Here is a 20,233-nt window from a genome sequence, read left to right as displayed (position 1 = left end):
TCTCACTTTTCCCGCCCTTTTTTTGGTCGGAAAAAAGATAAGAATTTTTAAGGGTTTCATAGGAGTGATGAATAATGCAAAATGTCTTTCGTATAACTCGAAAAGAGTTCGGTTCTTTTTTCAGTTCGCCGATTGCCTATATTTTTATCGGGGTTTTTCTGGCGGTAAATCTCTTTGTTTTTTTCTGGGTCGAAACTTTTTTCTCCAGTAATATAGCTGAAATACGTCCACTATTTACCTGGATGCCGATACTGTTGATTTTTCTTTCGGCGGCGGTGACCATGCGCTCCTGGGCCGAAGAAAGGCGATCGGGTACCCTGGAGCTGCTGCTCACTTCCCCGATATCGCCCCTGGCGCTGGTTTTAGGTAAATTTTTTGCCTGTCTCAGCCTTGTTGTCTTGTCTCTGGTGCTCACCCTGCCGATTCCGGTGACGGTAAGTTTTATGGGGCCATTGGACTGGGGACCTGTTCTTGGTGGGTATCTGGCCACCTTCTTTCTTGCGGCGGCCTATATCTCGATCGGTCTCTATGTCAGTGTCAAGTCGGACAATCAGATCGTCAGTCTGATCGTTTCCGTCCTTATCTGTTCAATCTTTTATCTGATTGGCTCGGATACGCTGGTATCGTTCTTCGGTAACCGAGGAACGGAGATCCTGCAGATGCTGGGCTCCGGATCACGGTTCGCCTCAATCACCCGCGGGGTGATCGATCTGCGGGATCTCTACTACTATCTCGCCTTGATGGGGGTATTTCTTACTCTCAATGTCTATGGACTGGAAAAGATCCGCTGGGCCGACAACCCGGCCAATATTCGTCATACTCGCTGGCGGCTGCTCAGCGGGCTGGTCATCGTCAATTTTCTTATCGCCAATTTCTGGCTGGCGCCCATCAATGTGCTCCGCGCCGACATGACCACCGATAATATCTATTCCATTTCGCCGACCACCCGGAACTATCTTGCTCAATTAAAGGAACCGCTGCTTATCCGCGGTTATTTTTCCGCCCAGACGCATCCTCTGCTGGCGCCTTTGGTCCCCCGGATCCGTGATCTGCTGCGTGAGTATTCGGTGGCTGGCGGTGACAAGGTTCATGTCGAGTTTATTGATCCCCTGGAGCATCCTGATTTGGAGCAGGAGGCGGCACAGAAATACGGTATCCGCCCGGTGCCATTCCAGACGGCGAGTAAATACCAGTCCTCGGTCACCAATTCTTATTTTGACGTGCTTATCCAGTATGGCGACCAGTTTGAAACGCTGGGCTTTCGTGACCTGATCGAGGTGAAAGGCAATGGGGAGCGGGATCTCAACGTCGAATTGCGCAACCCGGAGTACGATATTACCCGCGCCATAAAGAAGGTGCTGTACAGTTATCAGGGCGGCGGGGATCTTTTCTCCGACATCGGTAAACCAGTCAGCTTTACGGGCTACATGTCATCTGACAAAAAATTACCACAAGAACTGGTCCGGCTAAAAGGTGAACTGCAGACCATTCTTGCTGAAATGGACAAAAAGGGCAAAGGTCTTTTTACCAGTGAGATTGTCGATCCTGATGCCGACAACGGTGCCGTGGCCAAAAAAATCAGTGACCAGTACGGCTTCAGACCGATGGCGGCTTCTATATTTGATGATCAGAGCTTCTGGTTTTATATGACGCTGAAAAGCGGCGACCGGGTGGTGGAAGTGACCCTGCCGGAAGATTTAAGCAAAGAAGGCCTAATGCGATCCCTTTCGACCGGTTTGAAGCGATTCGCCACCGGCTTTACCAAAACAGTGGCTTTAGATACGCCGAAGACGACCCCACCCATGCCCCAGTATGGCATGCCGGGCAGGGGACCTCAGTTTGAAGTGCTGCGGGAGTTGCTCGCCAAGGAACATGGCGTGATAGACACCGATCTGGCGAACGGTCGCGTACCTGACGATACTGACATTTTGCTGGTCGTCAGCCCGGAATCTGTCGATGAGAAACAGCTTTTCGCCATGGATCAGTTCCTGATGGAAGGTGGCACTGTTGTTCTGGCTACCTCACCCTTTGCACTAGACCTGGAACAAAAACTCAGCGTTACTAAAAAACCGTCGGGTCTGGAGTCCTGGCTGAAATTCCAGGGTATCTCCATTGGCGATGAAATGGTGCTTGACCCGAAAAACAGTGCATTTCCGGTTCCTGTGCAGCGCCAGGTTAAAGGGGCTACCATCCAGGAGATCCAGCTGGTCAATTATCCGTATTTTGTCGATATTCGTCCAGACGGCATGAACCGGGAAAACGGCATGGTTTCCGGTCTAAACCAGTTGACCATGAACTGGGCTTCCCCAATCAGCATTGATCTGGATAAGAACAAAGAACGGAAGGTCACGCGGTTGCTGGAAAGTTCAGCCGGCAGCTGGCTCTCCGGTTCAACCGACGTCCAGCCCGATTTTGCCGCCTACGGCGAGATGGGTTTTGCCCCCGGCAGTGAAAAAGGAAAACAGCTTCTCGGGATGGTGGTGGAGGGACGATTCACTTCATTTTTTGCCGGAAAACCTTCTCCGCTTCTCGCTGAGAAGAATAAACCTGATGATAAAGAAGAGAATGCGGCGACAGGACAGGATAAACAAGCCAAACAGCAGATAATTAGTCGGCAGATCGACAAATCACCCGAATCGGCGCGTATTATTCTGTTTAGTTCGAATAGTTTCTTAAACGATACCATTCTCAGCATCGGTTCCAGTGTTTTGCGCAGCAGTTATCTTGGACCGGTCCAGTTGATCGCCAATAGTGTGGACTGGTCGCTGGAGGATCGTGGTCTCCTGGCTATCCGTGGTCGAGGGCATTTTTCGCGCACCCTGTTGCCCATGACCAGAGACGTCCAGTTTTTCTGGGAATATCTGAACTATGGGTTGGCCCTGCTTGGCCTGTTGCTGGTTTGGCTGGTGCGTCGGTCAATGACGAAAAGAGCGAGGCGACACTATCCGGCCCTCCTGCAATAGCTTGCAGGAGGGGTTGTTGATAAAAGAAATGTATCCCCGCTCAGCACGGGGATTGAAAAAATCCTGCGCTTTATAGCGGAGTTGGAGGATAACCAATGAAAAAAATGATCACAGCAGCCTTGGCGCTGCTTCTCGTTCAGGTAGGACTGGTGCTGGTCTTGAACATGGGCAGCAAGGGGATCGAGGCCAATACTCCTGACACACTGTTTCTCAACTTTTCGCCGGATGCAGTGCAATCGCTGCAAATCACCGATGGAGAAGGGAAAACAATAGTCGTTAAGAAGGATCCGTCCGGGTGGCTTATGCCGGAGCACTTTTCGGCGCCGGTCAGCGGAAACAAGGTCAAGGCACTTGTCGAAAAACTCGCTGGGATCAAGCAGGGCTTTATTGTTGCCACTTCGACCGATGCAGCCAAGCGGTTTAAGGTTGACGCCGGGAATTTTGCCGATCATGTCGTCCTGCAGGGTGCCGACAAAACACTGGCTGATTTTTATGTCGGTACTGCACCGGTTTTTCGCCAGGTGCATGCACGGCGGGCGGACAGCAACGCCATCATCACCATCGCGCTTTCAAGCTTTGAGCTGGAAACGGCTGCCGACAAATGGCTGGACACCTCTGTCGCAACCATCAAGGATGCCGATCTCGTCGGGCTCTCTGTCGGGGATATCAAACTGAAAAAAACGGCAGAGGGCTGGCAGCTTGAAGGGTTGAAGGAAGGCGAAAAGATAAACGGAAAGGAGGTTGATGCCCTGGTGACCAGCGCTTGCGGTCTGGCCGTTCAGGATGTCCTTGATCCAAAACAGGTGGCTGGGCTTTTCAGCAATCCGGTATTTGGTTTTACAACCGTCAGAAAAGATGGCCGGAATGTAGAGTATCTTTTTGGCAAAGGGAAAGACGATTATTACGTGCTGAAGGCATCTGATCGGAACCTGTATTTTAAGGTGCATGCTCTGCCGGTTGAAAACCTGCAGAAAATGACCCGTGAAAAACTCATCGAGGGGACCAAAGTGACGGGAGAAGTCAGCAACGCACCGGATCAAAAATAACCTGTCCTGGCGAGGGGGCCTGCCCTGCTGCAAGGCCCCCTCCCGGGGAGCGAATGCGTACCGGAGCACGTACAGCAAGAAAACAGATTAAGCGGAAGACGAAAAGGACTTCGGTATGAAGAGTAGAACCCTGCGTATGTTGACAATTTCTCAATTTGCCATCGTCGTCACCTTATTGCTGCTCACTCTGGGAAACGAATTTTTAGATCTGCCGCATTATTTTTTTCATGATGCACCAACCTTATATTCCCAGAGAATAGGCGAGATTTTCATTGAGTTGATTATTTTTTTTATAATAACTGTCGCACAGGTGCTGCTGCTGAGAAACCTTTATAAGCGAATCAGGATGCTGGAAGGATTTCTTCTCATATGTGCCAATTGTAAAAAAATCAAGAATCAGGAAGAACAGTGGGAACATATGGAAAAATATATCACGGAACATTCGGATGCCCGCTTTTCTCACGGGATCTGTCCTGAGTGTACCCAGAAACTTTATCCGGATTTCTATCATGCAAAACAACGGAATCGAAAATAATATGACTTCCCCCGCTGCTGGGTTTTATTGCAGTGAGGCCAGACGAACCAGCGGTTTTTTGCCGATCCAGACTTTGACGTATTCAAGCAGCAGCACCTGAACGAGGTCCTCATGGCTCATCTGTTGCAGATACGTTCCCGATGAGAGAAGGCTTTTGAAAGGATTGGCCTGCACGGCCGCAGCATCCGAATGCATCAGGGCTTTGAAATAGGGCGTTGCCATCTGACGCAGTCCCTCAATACTGCTCTTCTGCAGTTTCCTGTAGGTGTCCTCCACTACCAGCGGCTCGGGTAAACCAGGAGATTCCAGTACTTGCTTGAAATCCGAGGCAAAACGCTTGATGCCCTTCAGGATGTGGTTCGAGTTGACCATGTTCATCTTGGCCCATCCTCCGTTTAACCACTTGAATGAGCCTACGTTGATTGTATTTGCTGAAGTATCGGTAACATATATAATGACCGACTGCGCCGAGTACATGTACGATTCGACCCAGCCAAGCCCGAAGGTGTTCAGCCCGGTCTCTTTGGAATACAGATAGTTCCAGTCTTTGTCGTTACCGACGATGCATCCTTTCCTGCCTACCTCGGATAAATTGTTCTGGCTTGATACAGAAATAAGTACCGGCCCGGTTGGGCCGGGCAGAACTGTCACAATTCGATCCTGCTCGTATACATAGTAGCCGCCGGTATTGGTGTCCGGGCTGATGATCTCGCGATCCCGGCCACGAAGCAGACGGATGTCGCCGGCTGATTTTATCTGCCGCGGCAACTGCCGCAGGGTTTTTACCGTTTGCGGAGTCAGCCATTCATGCTGTTTGAGTGACGAGGGCATGGTCACATAGAGGGGAATATCCGGGTTATAGACATAGTCGAGTACCTGATTAAAATCGCTTTTGATTGAAAAGGCGTAGAATGCTCCAGTGGCTCCCTGTCGATCTTTTAGAGCCATACCGGAATCGGCAGGCATGGCACCAACAAAATGAATCAGCCCCGATACTTGTTTAGGGTCAAGATTGGCTGAAGAGTGGGTGAGGGAAAGGACATATTCCAGGCCGGGATAAATGCGTTCGGGAACTGTTTGCGTCTCCTCTGCGGTGGCATTGGTGATTGATCCAAAGAGTAACAATGCCGCGAAAATATAACGATATAGCATAAAGTATCCTGCTTGTTTATTTGAGTGTAAAGATAATATCGTGACAACGAATCAGGTCTCTTGATACAGTGAGTGCGACTGACAACCATTTATATTCTATACATTTCCTGTTGTTTTGTCAGTAAGCAAGATATAAATCAATAGTAAGAATCAATCTTGACTGTGCTTCTTCGATCATGGGTGAGGCGACGTTTTCACTCGCATTTCCCTGATACAAATGATAGTTTTCATCCCGCATCTGACGAAACTCACCTTCAAAATCCATGCAAAAGATTTTTTATCCTCAACCATCTTTATGAAAATACTGGCGATTTATAGCGGCAAAGGGGGAGTGGGGAAAACAGCCACGGCAGTTAATCTCTCCGCTGTCATCGCGCAATCCGGCCAGAGGGTGTTGCTCTGTGACATGGATTCCCAGGGGGCTGCCTCCTATTATTTCCGGATTGTCCCGAAGAAAAAGTATAACAGCAGCAAACTGCTGGCCGGAAAATTCGATAAATACATCCAGCAGACTGAATTTGCCAACCTTGATCTTCTCCCGGCCCATTTTTCGTTTCGTAACCTGGATCTGGCACTCGGCAGGATACGAGAAGAAGGGAGAAGTAATGCACTTCTCGGTCTCTTTGCTCCATTGCAGACTGCATATGACTACCTTGTTCTCGATTGTCCGCCGACATTGACAATCCTCGGGGAAAATATCATTGAGGCTGCGGATCTGGTCATTACTCCGGTTATCCCGACATCTCTTTCGATATTGGCGCTGCAACGGTTGTTGAAGCTCTTTAAAAAGAAAAGGGTGCAGCAAAAAAAAATTGGTGCATTTTTTTCCATGGTGGAGCAAAGGAAAACCATGCACAGGTTGTTTCTCGACGAGTATGGGGATCATCCACTCTTTCTAACAACGCGTATACCTTTTATGGCCGAGATTGAAAAAATGGGGCTGTGTCGCAACCCGGTCGGCAGTGACGGCAAAACGTCACTCGCGGCAGTGCAGTATAACGAGCTCTGGCAGGAAATTTTGCAGCGAGGAGAACAATTGTGAAGCGACTCTATCTGATTCGCCACGCTAAATCAAGCTGGTCGAATCTCGAGCTGGACGATTTTGCAAGACCGCTCAATAAACGCGGCAAGGAGGATTGTACGGAAATGTCCGACCGCCTGGCCAGGGCAGGAATTTATCCTGAACTGATAGCTGCCAGTCCGGCCAAAAGAGCGAAAAAGACCGCCAAATGTGTGGCAACAGGGACCGGTTACAACACAAAGGACATCCGTTACTATCCTGAACTCTACCTTGGATCGCTGTCGTATCACCTGCAGCTGCTCGAGGATCTGCTGCACAAGGTGAATACGGTGTTTCTGGTTGGTCATAATAATACCATGACCGAGCTTGCCGAGCATCTCACCGGGAAACCTCTCGGAAATGTTCCGACCTGCGGAATCGTTGGCGTGGAATATTCCGGAGCAGACGGGTTTACCCCTGAAAGTGGCAGGGGGAGATTGTTGTTTTTCGATTTTCCGAAAAATGATATGTTTATAACCAGAAATTATACTCAAATGATTGTTTGACAGGACACAGCAATGGTAGAAAAGCTCCCGCATTGCTTGCAGTGCGTGCATTATTTTATCACCCATGATCCTGGCAGGCCCTACGGCTGCCGGGCTATGGCCTTTAAAAGCCAGGTCAGTCCGGGCAGGGTGGTGTTTAAAAACTCCGGTATGATCTGTCAGCTCTACTCCCCGAAAAAGAGGGATCTTAATCCGTCCGGATCAAAGAAACTTGCCTGAGCGATGCCGCGAACTGCCCATCGTCTTCGAATGTCCAATAATAACTACAAACTGAGCAGCACATTGCAAGCAGCAGTGGGATCACTTCTCCGGGAAACCTGGTTGACCAGCTGGGAGTTGATCCGCATTACCATTCCGGTCGCCCTCATAACCAAAATATTGCAGGAGTCTGGCTTGATTGGTTATCTGAGCATGATACTGGAACCGGTGATGAATCTTCTTGGTCTGCCCGGTTCACTCGGGCTGGTCTGGGCGACAGCAATGCTCACGAATATATATGGCGGCATTGCTGTTTTTGCGGTCCTGGCTCCCGGGCTTGCCCTGACCAGTGCCCAGGTAACGGTACTTTGTTCCGCTATTCTTATTGCCCATTCTCTGCCGATTGAGCTCAGTGTCAGCAAGCGGGCCGGGGCGAACCTTATGCCGATCAGTCTTCTGCGCCTGGTCGGTGCGGTGGTCTATGCCTTTATACTCAACCGGTTCTGCCTCGGCCTTGGTCTCTGGCAGGAAAAGGCAAGCCTGCTGTTCAAGGCATCCGCAAAATCCGAGGACCTCTGGCATTGGGCGCTGGGGCTGCTGCAAAACCAGGGACTGATAATTCTGATTATATGTTGTATAATCATCTGCATGCGGATCTTTAAAGTCCTTGGTATCCTTGCACTCTTTGAAATGATCCTGGCGCCGGTGCTTCCCTTTTTCGGGATGAGCCGGCAGGCAGCGCCGATTACCGTTGTTGGTATGATCATGGGTATTGGCTATGGCGGGGCACTGATAATTCGAGAGACCAGTACCGGCAAGATGGCCAGAGAAGAGGTCTTTAATTCCATGGTCCTGCTGGCGCTCTGCCATGGTCTGGTTGAAGATACCCTGCTGATGGCTGCCATTGGCGGAAAAATAGGTGGAATTTTATGGGGCAGGATTGTTTTTGCGCTTATCGTCACTTTTTTACTGGTGCGCCTGCTGCATGTTCTTGCGGTAAGACGGCTGAGCTCTTTATAGTGAACCTGATCTCCCGCAATTTCTGAATCTTTAAATCAAATGACACAGCTATGAATTTTACAAAATTTGGCCGGAAAATGACCTGTAATGCCGGTATTCTTTCCCTGATGGATGATCTGGGCGAGGCCAGGCTTGCCAATGAAAACATGATTATGATGGGCGGTGGAAACCCCGGTCTGGTGCCGGAGTTTCAGGAGATCATGCGTCAGCAGCTTCTGGAGATATGCAGTGACAGTAAAAGTTTTCAGCAGCTGGTCGGCAGCTATGCCCCTCCCCAGGGGGAAAAAAACTTCTGTGCGGGTCTGGCGGCTCTGCTCAAAAAAGAGCTGGGATGGGCTGTCGGTCCGGAAAATATCTGTTTGACCAATGGCAGCCAGACTGCCTTTTTTATGCTTTTTAATCTTTTTGCCGGGGTCATGCCGGAAGGCACTGCAGGGGTGGCGGAAAAAAAAATCTGTCTGCCCATGGCCCCGGAATATATCGGCTATGCCGATCTCGGTTTGACGGAGGATCTGTTTCTCTCCACCAAGCCCAAAATAGAATTGCTTGACGACGGTTTTTTCAAATATCATATTGATTTCGAAAATCTTCAGATCGATGAGACTATCGGCGCCATCTGCATCTCCCGGCCGACCAACCCAACCGGCAATGTAGTAACTGATGAAGAACTGCGAAAACTCGCAGACCTGGCCGCCTTGCATAATATTCCGTTGATCGTTGACAGCGCGTATGGCCTGCCCTTTCCGGGCATGATATACACTGAGGCCACACCGATCTGGAATGACAATCTCGTTGTTTGTCTGTCGCTTTCTAAATTGGGCCTGCCGGCCGTCAGGACGGGTATTGTGGTCGCCAAAAAAGAAATAGTTCGTGCCCTGACGAGCATGAATGCCATCATGTCCCTTACACCGACTAATTTTGGCGCAGTACTGGCAGAACGTCTGGTCACCAGTTGTGAAATGACCGCGGTAAGTAAAGAGCTCATGCAGCCTTTCTACCGGAAAAAGATGCACAGGGCTGTGGCTGTGGTTAAGGAAAAATTTGTTGGTATTCCCTGTCGCATCCATATCCCGGAGGGGGCCATGTTCCTCTGGTTATGGTTTGAAAATTTACCCATTACCAGTCTGGAGCTCTACCAGAGATTGAAAGAACATGGTGTTCTGGTGGTTTCCGGCCATTATTTTTTTCCCGGCCTGAGTGAAAGTTGGCAACATAAAGACGAATGTCTTAGAGTGACCTATTCTCAGGACGATGATGAAGTGCGTCGAGGGTTGGCGATCATAGCCGAGGTAGTCGGGGAGGCATACAAAACAGGTTGTAAAGGTGCGTCGAGTAATGATGGAATCTAAGCTTATTTTTTTTCTTAAATTTTGAGTTTTCAGGTTATTAAAACAGGATGATCGGTTATGCGCTGGAGTTATAAAACTGTACATTACGAATTGAAAAAAGAAGGTATTCTGGGCAGTGCTTTTCTTGATGAACCGGAAATAGAATTGTCGTTGAATCAATACGGCAAAGCGGGGTGGGAGCTGGTGTCTGTGCTCGAGACGATGGATGGGCTGATTGCGATCTTCAAGCAGCCGCTTGACATGGAGATGAGGAGTTCCTCTTCCCCGCGTCAAGCCTCGGAAATAACAAGCAGATCGCCCAGGGTGCTGCAAGACAAAGTGCCGATTGCAAAACCGACCGCAGGCAGGAGAGTCGACCTGCCAATACGCAATGATGACGTGGCGGAAGCGATGTTGCTCGATGAATTTGAAATCGAGGAGGACAAGACCGCAAATGACGCAGTCAGTCCTGTGAAACCGGTCGATATTGGCTCGATCCGTATAGAATAGGGGGAATGGCAATGGACACCGAGATGGTGCCGGTGGTTGATGAACAGTTGTTCGAGTGGATGCGGGGGATTCGCCGAACACTCCATCAGAATCCCGAACTCAGCTATCAAGAGCACCGGACTTCGGCACTTATTCAGGAAAAACTGGCGCAGCTGGATATCGACTACCGCAGCGGGTGGGGAGGCACCGGAGTGGTAGCGACCCTCGGCAGCAATTCTGCACATGGCAGACATGTAGGCTTGCGAGCAGATATGGATGCTCTGCCGATACAGGATAAGAAAACAGTCGTCTATGCCTCTAAAATACCTGAAGTCATGCACGCCTGCGGTCATGACGGCCATGTGGCGATGCTGCTTGGCGCTGCAGCACTTTTACGCCAAAGAGAACTGGCCGGCCGTGTCTCGCTTATATTTCAACCGGCAGAAGAAAACGGCAACGGAGCTGAAAAGATAATAGAAGAGGGGGCGCTGCAAGGCATTGATGCGATCTTTGCCGGACATATCGACATTCATTATCCGACCGGCACGATAACTGTTGATGAAGGGGTTATCTGTTCCGCTGCCGATCCTTTTCTGGTCCGCATCCTGGGGCAAAGCGGACATGCTGCCCGTCCACATGAGGCGCGGGATACCATTGTCGCCGGGGCGTATCTGGTCACCGCCCTGCAGACCCTGGTCTCGAGGGAAACCGATCCCAACCAGTCGGCTGTGGTAAGCATCGGTCGGTTTCAGGCTGGCGAGGCCAATAATGTTATTGCCGAAGAGGCCTGTATTGCAGGGACGATACGCACCAGTAATCATGAGGTGCGGCACCGTATTCTGCGCGGGTTGCAACGGATGTGTGATGGGGTGGCCCTGCAGTACGGGGTCGAGATCACCATTCAGTTTGGCGATTGTCTGCCCGTTGTCGCCAATTCGGAGGCGGCAACACAGGTGGCGCGGCGTGCCGCCCGGCTGGTGATTGGTGAAGAACGAATTCTGTCTCAGGGACGGCCGAGTCTTGGCGGCGAAGATTTTGCGTTTTATCAACAGATTGTTGACGGCTGTCTGGTTCGGTTCGGAGCACAAGGTCCCGTGGCGACAGGTCCGGCCCACAGCAGCAGTTTTGACTTCGATGAAAATGTCCTGCCGGTGGGTGCTGCCTGGCTGGCGTGCGCCGCCTTGCAGTGGCTTGTTGGCACTGGGGGCTGATACGGTTGCCAGTAAGAAAGAGGGGTGCCGGTGATTGTCTTCCCCGGCACGCACCTTATTTCGGCAGAGCAGCTAGCCGAGATTGAAAAACATCCCCACCTGATACACGAAAACCGCCATACTGAAGGCGAATATGGTGTTGAAAATCATCGAAAATGCCGCCCATTTCCAGGATGACTCCTTGGCAATACAGACCACAGTAACAAGGCAGGGCGCATAAAACATGATGAACACAAGCGCTGCAACGGCGACGACCTTGTTCCAGTTCTTATCCTTTTTCAGGCGCTGGCCAAGGGATTCCGATTTTTCCGTATCCACTTGGCCCATCGAATAGGCCGTGCCGAGGGTTGAGACAATAACTTCCTTCGCCGCAAATCCGCCGATCAGGGCGATGTTAGTTCGCCAGTCAAAACCAGCCAGTTTGGTTACAGGTTCGAGAGAGCTGCCAAATTTCCCGGCAATGGAATTTTTGAGCGTCGCTTTACTCTCAGCATTATTGATAAGATTAATTTTTTCGCTGGGGGCTTCCACGCTGGAATCATGCATCACCGCTTGACGCTGCTGTTCGAAAAGAGCAGCTTTGTTTTCGGGGAGCGCCGGAAACGTCATCAGCGCCCATAAAAGGATAGATATGCCCAGAATAACCGTCCCTGCCTTTTTGATATACTGGTACGTTCTTTCCCAGGTATGAATGAGCAGGCCGCGCAGTGTCGGGAACCGGTAAGGTGGGAGCTCCATGACAAAAGGAGTGGGCGCGCCGCGCAGAACGGTGGAGCGGAGGAATTTGGCAGCTACCAGCGCGACAACCCAGGAAAGCAGTGTAAATAAAAACATATACATAGCCTTTTTCTCGCTGAAAAAAGCGCCAATCAAAAGGGCCAGGACCGGGAGTTTGGCACCGCAGTTCATAAAGGGGACGGTGAGCAGGGTCGCCATACGTTCTTTTGGCGAACGGAGTGTACGTGTGGCCATTACGCCGGGAACGGCGCAGCCCCCGGCAATGCCGCCGGAGACAATAAAGGGCATAACCGAGGAGCCATGCAGGCCGAAAATCCGAAAAATCCTGTCCATCATAAAAGCGACCCTGGCGAGATATCCGGAATCTTCCAGGATGGCGATACTGAAAAACATAAACATGATCAGCGGCACGAACCCGAGAACCCCGCCGACCCCGTCGATGACCCCGGAAATAATCATTGATTTGAGCAGGCCATCGGGAAGCGTGTTTTCAACCTGATCCCCCAGCCAACCGAAGGCATTTTCCAGCCACGTGACGGGGATATCGCTCCAACTGAAGGTAAACTGATAGACCGCAAAAAGAATCAGCAGCATAATGACCGGCCCAACAAGTCGGTTAGTGAGTACTTTGTCGATCTTATCGGAGGTGTAGAGCCGGTCGGTATCAAATTTATGACTGACAACCCCCTGTCGCAGTATTGATTTTATATAGCCGTAGCGATGGTCGGCAATAATAGCCTCGGGGAATACGTCCAGTGTCTTCTGCGTGTGGGCAGAGGCCTTATTGACTAACTCTTCCAGTAACTGGGCGGTGACAGGGTCGCTCTTGCGTCCTTTCTCAAGGATCTGGTCATCATTTTCCAGATACTTGATGGCTGTGTATCTGGCCGGGTAGGTCTCAATGAGCAGAGATGTCTCGGTAATTTTTGCGACAAGTTCGGCCAGGGTGGTGTCGAGATCTTTTCCGTATGAAATATCCCGCGGATGCCAGTGCGTTTCTTCAGTAGCTAAATGCACGCAGGCGTCGAGAAGTTCTTTCTTACCCGAACCTGATCGGGCAATGATGGGGATGACCGGCACCTGAAGCAGATTGGCGAGCATCTCAGCTTTAATTTCAATACCCCGGTCCTTGGCCACATCCATCATATTCAGGGCGATCACCAAAGGAACGCCCAGCTCGAGCAACTGGCAGCTCAGATAAAGGTTTCGTTCGAGATTAGATGCATCGACAATGTTGATAACCACCTGTGGACGTTCATTGACCAGATAATCACGGGTCACCAGTTCTTCAGCCGAATAGGCTGTCATTGAATAGGTCCCGGGAAGATCTGTCAGGGTTATTTTCCGATTCTGGTGGGTAAGGATACCTTCTTTATGGTCGACGGTAATACCGGGATAGTTGCCAACATGTTGTCTGGCGCCGGTAAGTTGATTGAAAAGGGTCGTTTTCCCGGCGTTGGGATTGCCCGCTAGGGCCATTAATAGCTGCATTGGCTGGTTATCTGTTGTCTTCGGATTTTTTTCGACTGCTGCAGGATGAATCACTACAGCAAGTGCAGCTTTGACCGCAGGAAATGTTGCTGTCCTTGCTGGTGGCAATCTTCCATTGGCGATAGAATCTTCGGCCTGTGAAAAAAGCGCAGATTGCAATAATCGTCCAGATAATAATTGTTTCAAGCATGATATCTTTTAGTGACTTAGAAATAATTTTCTTGTTCTTTTTAAAAGAAAATTATTTCGTGAAGGAACTTATCCCGCAAAGCGTTTGGGCGGGATTGGTGCGTTACTGTTTATTTGTTGGTTTTTTGAAAGAAACAATCTGTACGCAAAGTATTTACACCCCTCAAAGGTGTACTGAACTGAGCACCCGGCAAGCGAGTATTAAAACTCATCCCGCAACGCTTTTTGGCCGGATTAGTGAACCCTAACTCGCCGGGGAAAAAAAAAGCCCGAACAACACGGAGCTTGTGTACATCGTATGATGGGTATCGTTTACAGACTTGTCACCAGGATGTTATCGGAAACCTCGGGGCCAACACTGATGGTACCGCCGTTGATCTTGAGAAGACACTGGCTGCCGGTCTCGGAACATATCACATCGGCTTCGACTCCGGGATACAGGCCCATGGCAGCCATGCGGGCACAAATTTTTCTGTCGCCGGTAACTTTGCAGACTTTGATACGGCCAGTTCTTGCCCGTGTCGAAAGTGGTGCGATCAGATTAGTACATCGTTCCCGGGCAAAGCAGTTCCTGATCTTGTCGGTAAAGCAGCAACCACCATTTTTCCGTTTTCTACCAGGCATTGTTTTCTCCAGTAATTGTCACCATTAGTGTCACCTTTAGGTACACCAAACAATAACCGAGGTCAACATATTTTTCAAGAGGTCGCAATATTTTTAGGGATGTCTAAGAGCGGTTTTGTTTACGATCTGTCAATCCTCGGGTTCTGTCTCTACCATGATATAATCGGCTTCATTATTGCGCAGGGTGAGGGTGCCGCCCATGACTCGAAGCGCTACGGGATCGTTAAGCGGAGCCCTGCCCTGAATAGTGATTTCGGTCCCGGGAACCAAACCCATTTCCCGTATTCGACGACCCAGTTCTCCGCCGACCTTGACCGATTTGATCGTTCCCGACTGATGTTTGGCCATCTGGCGTAAATTGATGAGTACCATTTTATCCTTATTTTTTAGACTCCCAGGAATCTCTCAGGGTCACTGTCCGATTCAGCACCGGTTTGCCGGCAATCGACTCGACGGAATCGGCACAGAAATAACCCTGCCGCTCGAACTGTACTGTTTCGCCCGGTTGTAATGCTGCCAGGCTCGGTTCAGCGATGGCGTCTGAGATGATCACTTTAGACATCGGATTGAGGTGTTCCAGAAAATCGATATTCTTGTCAGCTTCCGGATCTTCCACACTGAACAGCCTGTCGTAGAGACGGACCGTTACCGGTAATCCTTTTTTGGCACAAACCCAGTGAATTGTGCCCTTCACCTTCCTCCCGTCGGGGGCGGTACCGCCTTTGGTCTCCGGGTCGTAGGTGCAGTGGATTTCGGTGATCCTGCCGGTGGCCTCGTCCTTGCTGTGCGAGACATACTGGATAAGATAGCCGTACCGCAGGCGTACCTCCCGGCCGGGTCCTAACCGGTGATATTTTTTGGTGGGATTTTCCATAAAATCTTCACGTTCGATATAAATCTCTCTGGCAAAAGGGATAGCCCGTTCACCCATATCCGGAGCCTGGGGGTGGTTCATACCGGTCATCTCTTCAACCAGGTCGTCCGGGTAGTTGTCGAGTATTACTTTCACCGGGTCCAGAACACACATGCGTCGCTCCGCCCGAAGATTGAGATCGGATCGAATTTCATTTTCCAGCACCCCCATATCTATCCGGCTTTCGCTCTTGCCAATTCCAATGGTTTTGCAGAAATTACGGATCGAGGCGGGCGTGTAACCGCGCCGGCGCAGTCCGGAAATGGTCAGCATGCGCGGATCATCCCATCCGTCGACAAACCCGCCTTCAACCATTTTTAACAGCTTGCGTTTGCTCATGACCGTGTACGTCAGGTTGAGTCTGGCAAACTCAATCTGACGGGGATGGCAGGGGGTGGAAAGGGTGTCCAGAACCCAGTCGTAAAGTGGGCGGTGATCCTGAAATTCCAAGGTGCAGAGGGAATGAGTGATACCTTCGAGCATATCGGAAAGGCAATGGGTATAGTCGTACATCGGGTATATCTTCCAGGTATTGCCGGTCCGGTGATGGTGTGCTTTCAGGACCCGGTAGATCACCGGATCGCGCATGTTCAGGTTCGGCGAAGCCATATCGATTTTTGCCCGGAGCACGTGCGTTCCTTCGCTGAACTCGCCGTTTTTCATCTGCGTGAAGAGCTGGAGGTTTTCTTCCACTGACCTCTGGCGATAAGGGCTCTCTCTGCCCGGTTCGGTCAGGGTACCCCGATATTCCCGTATTTCATCCGGCAGCAGTTCACAGACATAGGCTTTGCCCTGTTTAATCAACTCGACCGCAAAGTCATAGAGTTGCGGAAAATAATCCGAGGCATAGAGCACCTTTTCCCGCCATTCGAATCCAAGCCAGTGCACATCTTTTTCAATGGACTGGACGTAAGCGACATCCTCTTTGCTGGGATTGGTGTCATCAAAGCGGAGGTTGCAGGTACCTGCATATTCCTCGGCGACGCCAAAATTCAGGCAGATCGATTTTGCATGACCGATATGCAGGAACCCGTTTGGCTCCGGAGGAAACCTGGTCACGATCTTCTGGTGTTTGCCGTTCTGCAGGTCGTCGGCAATGATCTGGCGGATGAAGTCCAATGGTTTCTTTTCTGAATCTTCTAATATTTCCATGACGAATGACTTGTGTGTTAGAGACATAAAAAAAAATTCCGTATGTTTTTTGCAGGAAAATTTTTTCGTGAAGGAACCTACCCCGCAAAGTTTTCTGGCGGGGTAAGCTATTTATTCTTGTCCAAAAAGTTTGCCAACATCCCGGAGTCTGCGGACTATCTTCTCCCGGCCGATTGTTATGATTATGTCAAACATCGAAGGTCCGGCGAGCTGGCCGGTGACTACGGTGCGCATCGCATTGATGATCACACCCGGTTTAATTGCCAGTTCTTCGGCCAGCTCTCTGGCCACCCGTTCCGTCTCTTCCAAGGAAAACTCGGCAAGTTTTTCGTATCTATCGGCCAGCTGGGGCAGCCATTGCTGCAATTCTTCGTATTTCAACACATTTTTGGCAAGGGGTTTTGGGTCAATTTCGAAATCGTCGGCAAAATAAGCCCTTCCCAGTGAGGTGAAATCCTTGAGAGTATGGAAACGATCGCGTATAAGGTCAAGGGTGCTCAGGTACCATTCCTTCTGGTCTGTGTCATAGGCATCCTTCCAGAGCCCGGCCGATTCAAGCTCTTTTTTGACCATTTTACCGAGCTCGCCAATATCCATGGTTCGCAGATAATGCTCATTGATAAAAATAGCTTTCGGGTCCGTAAAGAATTTCGGATCGTTTTTCTGGAAGTTAAAAATTGCACTCGATTTATTGATACGTTCGAGGGAAAATTCCCGGATAAGTTCCTCTTTGGAATAAAATTCCTGATCATTGCCGGCGGACCAGCCAAGAAGGGCGAGAAAATTATTGAACGCCCAGGGAAGAAAACCGCAGTCGCGGTAGAATTGCACGGCGACTATTTCGCCATGACTGCGTTTGGATATTTTCGCCTTTTTGGTATCAAGGGTGAGCGGCATATGGGCAAAGACGGGCAGCGGTGCCCGAAGCGCTTCGTAGAGCAGGATCTGCTTGAGGGTATTGGTCATATGATCCTGACCACGGATAATATGGGTGATCCGGTCACGGATATCATCGACAACATTGCAGAGGAGATAGAGGGGTTTCCCATTGGAGCGGACGATGACGAAATCATCTATCTCCGAGTAGTTCGTATCAATTCGCCCGAGAATTCTGTCATCGTAGCCAAGGGTGCCCGTTCGCTCGGGAACCTTGAACCGAATAACAGATGGAAGCCCCGCCGCCTCTTTCTCAGCAACCTCGTCGGCTGAGAGATTCCGGCAGGTGCGGTCGTACCCCAGCGGTTTTTTGGCGGCAAGAGCTGCTTCACGCTTTGCATCGAGTTCTTCTTTGGTGCAAAAACATTTATAGGCGGCACCCTGATTCAGCAGTTTCTGCGCGGCGGCGATGTGTTCAGCCTCAAAATCGGTTTGAAAATATGGCCCTTCATCAAAATCGATGCCCAGCCATTCGAGCCCTTCAATAATCCCCTGAATGGATTCAAGGCTTGATCTGCCGGTATCGGTGTCTTCAATACGAAGAATGAGTTTACCCCCGGTTTGTCGTGCGTAGAGCCAATTGTAGAGTGCTGTTCGGGCGCCACCGATATGCAGGTATCCGGTGGGGCTCGGTGGAAAACGTAATCGTGTTTCTGTCATAAAGTAAATCCTTCACACAGCTCATTGAGCCATTAGTAAAAAAATAAGGTGGTGTCGGCTGAAGTGTTTTGGTGGGGTGCAAGTGGATCCCATCAACAAGAGCATCTGGCTGTTATATATCTTTTTCCACTTCAATGTTCAACATTATTACGGACACGCGGTCTATGTTCTGTCAACCGGCGGCAGTTACTCGTCATTTTTGGGGTCATGGACAGCTACGGTTTTTTTGTTGTTCTCGGCAGGGTAACTATGTATAGTTTTTCGTTCGTTGCTGAAACGTTGTTACCTGCTGATTTTTTCTGGTTCCACACATGCGATCGATGTTGCGTATTGCGTAAGATAAATAACGGTGCTTTTCCTGCCACTGGATGGGGAAAGTCGAGACGGGTTCTTACAGAGGAAATGAAGAAAATGAAAGTACTGATCAGTGACAACCTGGCCCAGGTTGGCGTAGATGTCCTGCGTAAGGCGGGTCTTGAGGTAGATGTCAATACCGGACTTGCCCCGGAGGAATTGAAGAAAATAATCGGCGAGTACGACGGTTTGGTTATACGCAGTGCCACTAAAGTTACCGCAGACATTCTGGAGATGGCGCATAAACTGAGAGTTGTCGGCCGGGCCGGAATCGGCCTTGATAATGTCGACGTCCCTGCGGCCAGCCAGAAAGGTATCGTGGTAATGAACGCTCCGGACGGCAATGCAACGACCGCCGCGGAACATGCCATCTCAATGATGATGGCATTGTCGAGGAATATTCCCCAGGCGTGTATGTCCATGAAACAGGGAAAATGGGAGAAGAAGAAGTTTATGGGCCGGGAGGTTACCGGTAAGACCTTTGGTGTCATCGGGATCGGCCGGATTGGCGGGATCGCCGCCAGCAGGGCGCAAGGGCTGAAAATGAAGACTATTGCCTACGATCCGCATATGCCCAAAGAGATGGCCGAGAAAATCGGCGTCGAGTTGGTCAGCCTGGAAGAGCTGGCGAAAAGATCAGATTATATTTCTGTACATGTCCCGCTGACCAAGGAAACAAAAAATATCGTTTCCACCTCTTTTTTCGAGAACATGAAAAACGACGCCATGTTTATAGATTGTGCCAGAGGAGGTGTCTGTGACGAGGAAGCCCTTTATGAGGCCCTGGTAAATAATAAAATTGCCGGTGCAGCTCTTGATGTTTTCAGTAAAGAACCTACCAGTCTTGAAAATTGTCCTCTTCTGGCTCTGGACAATTTTGTCTGCACACCGCATCTTGGCGCCTCGACCAATGAAGCACAGGAGAGCGTTGCCCTGATTATTGCCGAGCAAATGGCCGATTATCTCCTCAAGGGGTCGGTGACGAATGCGGTCAACGTGCCCTCGGTCAGTGACGATGTCCTGGCCCAGGTAGGACCCTATCTGAAGCTTGGCGAAATGCTCGGTTGCATGCATATGCAGATCGCCAAGGGAGGTGTGGCGGAGGTCAACATAGAATATAGTGGTGAACTGGCTGAATTGAATACCAGTCCGATAACCGTGGCCTTTCTGAAAGGACTGTTTACGCCAATCTTGAAAGATGCGGTCAATTTCGTTAATGCGCCGATAATCGCCAAAGAAAGGGGGATTCGCATTATTGAATCGAGAAGCGAGAAAGCTGACGATTTTGTCAACACCCTGGCGATAAAGGTGACAACCAATGAAGGGGAGAATACGCTGGTTGGCACAGTCTTTGGCCGCAATGAGCCCCGCCTGGTTCGTTTGAACTCTTTTCGACTCGAAGCTTTGCCGTCCGGGCCGATGTTGCTGGTATTCAACAACGATGTACCTGGAGTCATTGGGGCATTGGGGACCACCCTGGGCCGCTCCGGCGTCAATATTTCCAGGATGACCGTAGGCCGGGAAGAGGAAAGTAATCAAAACATTATTCTCCTCAGTACGAATGAACTGGTATCAAAAGAGTTGCTTGCCAAGGTTGAGGACCTGCAAGATATAACCAAAGCGCAGGTGCTGGATCTGACAAACCTGTAAGGAATGGAAAAAGAGTGA

At 50.2% G+C, this 20,233-nt stretch carries 18 protein-coding genes; 11 read left to right on the top strand and 7 right to left on the bottom strand.

Annotated elements, in window-relative coordinates; translation table 11 throughout:
• Positions 1-74 precede the first annotated feature (74 nt).
• The 3 genes from FCL47_RS00410 (at position 75) to FCL47_RS00400 (ending at position 4,544) form a co-directional block, all read left to right on the top strand.
• On the top strand, positions 75-2,963 hold the full coding sequence (locus FCL47_RS00410; protein ID WP_136811419.1) for a Gldg family protein: 2,889 nt from the start codon (positions 75-77) through the stop codon (positions 2,961-2,963).
• A 95-nt stretch (positions 2,964-3,058) separates the two neighbouring features.
• Complete coding sequence (locus FCL47_RS00405) at positions 3,059-4,009, top strand: DUF4340 domain-containing protein (RefSeq protein WP_136811417.1); 951 nt, start codon at positions 3,059-3,061, stop codon at positions 4,007-4,009.
• A 115-nt stretch (positions 4,010-4,124) separates the two neighbouring features.
• A complete protein-coding gene (locus FCL47_RS00400; protein WP_136811415.1) occupies positions 4,125-4,544 on the top strand; it encodes a hypothetical protein in 420 nt (139 codons plus the stop codon).
• A 24-nt stretch (positions 4,545-4,568) separates the two neighbouring features.
• Here the strand turns inward: FCL47_RS00400 and FCL47_RS00395 are convergent, their stop codons facing one another.
• Positions 4,569-5,696: a hypothetical protein gene (locus tag FCL47_RS00395; protein WP_136811413.1), complete on the bottom strand. Its 1,128-nt coding sequence runs from the start codon at positions 5,694-5,696 to the stop codon at positions 4,569-4,571.
• 217 nt (positions 5,697-5,913) lie between these two features.
• Here FCL47_RS00395 and FCL47_RS00390 point away from each other — a divergent pair, with 217 nt between their 5' ends.
• The 7 genes from FCL47_RS00390 to FCL47_RS00360 all read left to right on the top strand — a co-directional run bounded on the left by FCL47_RS00390 (position 5,914) and on the right by FCL47_RS00360 (position 11,508).
• A complete protein-coding gene (locus tag FCL47_RS00390; RefSeq protein ID WP_136811411.1) occupies positions 5,914-6,738 on the top strand; it encodes a ParA family protein in 825 nt (274 codons plus the stop codon).
• Positions 6,735-7,262: a histidine phosphatase family protein gene (locus tag FCL47_RS00385; protein WP_136811409.1), complete on the top strand. Its 528-nt coding sequence runs from the start codon at positions 6,735-6,737 to the stop codon at positions 7,260-7,262. Before FCL47_RS00390 ends, FCL47_RS00385 begins: the two co-directional genes overlap by 4 nt.
• Positions 7,263-7,274: 12 nt before the next feature.
• Complete coding sequence (locus FCL47_RS00380; RefSeq protein WP_136811407.1) at positions 7,275-7,481, top strand: uracil-DNA glycosylase; 207 nt, start codon at positions 7,275-7,277, stop codon at positions 7,479-7,481.
• Between the two features lie 75 nt (positions 7,482-7,556).
• Positions 7,557-8,480: a hypothetical protein gene (locus FCL47_RS00375; protein WP_136811405.1), complete on the top strand. Its 924-nt coding sequence runs from the start codon at positions 7,557-7,559 to the stop codon at positions 8,478-8,480.
• A 50-nt stretch (positions 8,481-8,530) separates the two neighbouring features.
• On the top strand, positions 8,531-9,829 hold the full coding sequence (locus FCL47_RS00370; protein WP_136811403.1) for a valine--pyruvate transaminase: 1,299 nt from the start codon (positions 8,531-8,533) through the stop codon (positions 9,827-9,829).
• A gap of 57 nt (positions 9,830-9,886) precedes the next feature.
• The gene (locus tag FCL47_RS00365) at positions 9,887-10,318 is read left to right on the top strand and encodes a DUF4177 domain-containing protein (RefSeq protein ID WP_136811401.1); all 432 of its coding nucleotides are present in this window, start codon (positions 9,887-9,889) and stop codon (positions 10,316-10,318) included.
• An 11-nt stretch (positions 10,319-10,329) separates the two neighbouring features.
• Positions 10,330-11,508 (top strand): amidohydrolase, encoded by a 1,179-nt coding sequence (locus FCL47_RS00360; RefSeq protein ID WP_240744086.1) that lies wholly within the window; start codon positions 10,330-10,332, stop codon positions 11,506-11,508.
• A gap of 72 nt (positions 11,509-11,580) precedes the next feature.
• On the opposite strand, the gene feoB is transcribed toward FCL47_RS00360, so the two are convergent.
• The 6 genes from feoB to gltX form a co-directional block, all read right to left on the bottom strand.
• Positions 11,581-13,737: a ferrous iron transport protein B gene (feoB, locus tag FCL47_RS00355; protein WP_136811399.1), complete on the bottom strand. Its 2,157-nt coding sequence runs from the start codon at positions 13,735-13,737 to the stop codon at positions 11,581-11,583.
• Positions 13,738-13,744: 7 nt separating this feature from the next.
• Positions 13,745-13,927, bottom strand: a complete 183-nt coding sequence (locus tag FCL47_RS25515; RefSeq protein WP_136811397.1) for a FeoB-associated Cys-rich membrane protein — start codon at positions 13,925-13,927, stop codon at positions 13,745-13,747.
• A 311-nt stretch (positions 13,928-14,238) separates the two neighbouring features.
• Positions 14,239-14,550: a FeoA family protein gene (locus FCL47_RS00345; RefSeq protein ID WP_136811396.1), complete on the bottom strand. Its 312-nt coding sequence runs from the start codon at positions 14,548-14,550 to the stop codon at positions 14,239-14,241.
• A 129-nt stretch (positions 14,551-14,679) separates the two neighbouring features.
• Entirely contained in the window at positions 14,680-14,922 is a 243-nt protein-coding gene (locus FCL47_RS00340; protein WP_136811394.1) for a FeoA family protein, read from the bottom strand.
• 7 nt (positions 14,923-14,929) lie between these two features.
• Positions 14,930-16,615: a glutamine--tRNA ligase/YqeY domain fusion protein gene (locus FCL47_RS00335; RefSeq protein WP_136811393.1), complete on the bottom strand. Its 1,686-nt coding sequence runs from the start codon at positions 16,613-16,615 to the stop codon at positions 14,930-14,932.
• Between the two features lie 111 nt (positions 16,616-16,726).
• On the bottom strand, positions 16,727-18,211 hold the full coding sequence (gene gltX, locus FCL47_RS00330) for a glutamate--tRNA ligase (protein ID WP_136811391.1): 1,485 nt from the start codon (positions 18,209-18,211) through the stop codon (positions 16,727-16,729).
• Between the two features lie 411 nt (positions 18,212-18,622).
• Here gltX and serA point away from each other — a divergent pair, with 411 nt between their 5' ends.
• A complete protein-coding gene (gene serA, locus FCL47_RS00325; protein WP_136811389.1) occupies positions 18,623-20,215 on the top strand; it encodes a phosphoglycerate dehydrogenase in 1,593 nt (530 codons plus the stop codon).
• Positions 20,216-20,233 lie beyond the last annotated feature (18 nt).

The organism is Desulfopila sp. IMCC35006 (genome assembly GCF_005116645.1).
Lineage (GTDB): Bacteria > Desulfobacterota > Desulfobulbia > Desulfobulbales > Desulfocapsaceae > Desulforhopalus_A.
The sequence above is the reverse complement of the archived record's forward strand: the minus strand, read 5'-3'. Positions and strand labels throughout refer to the sequence as shown.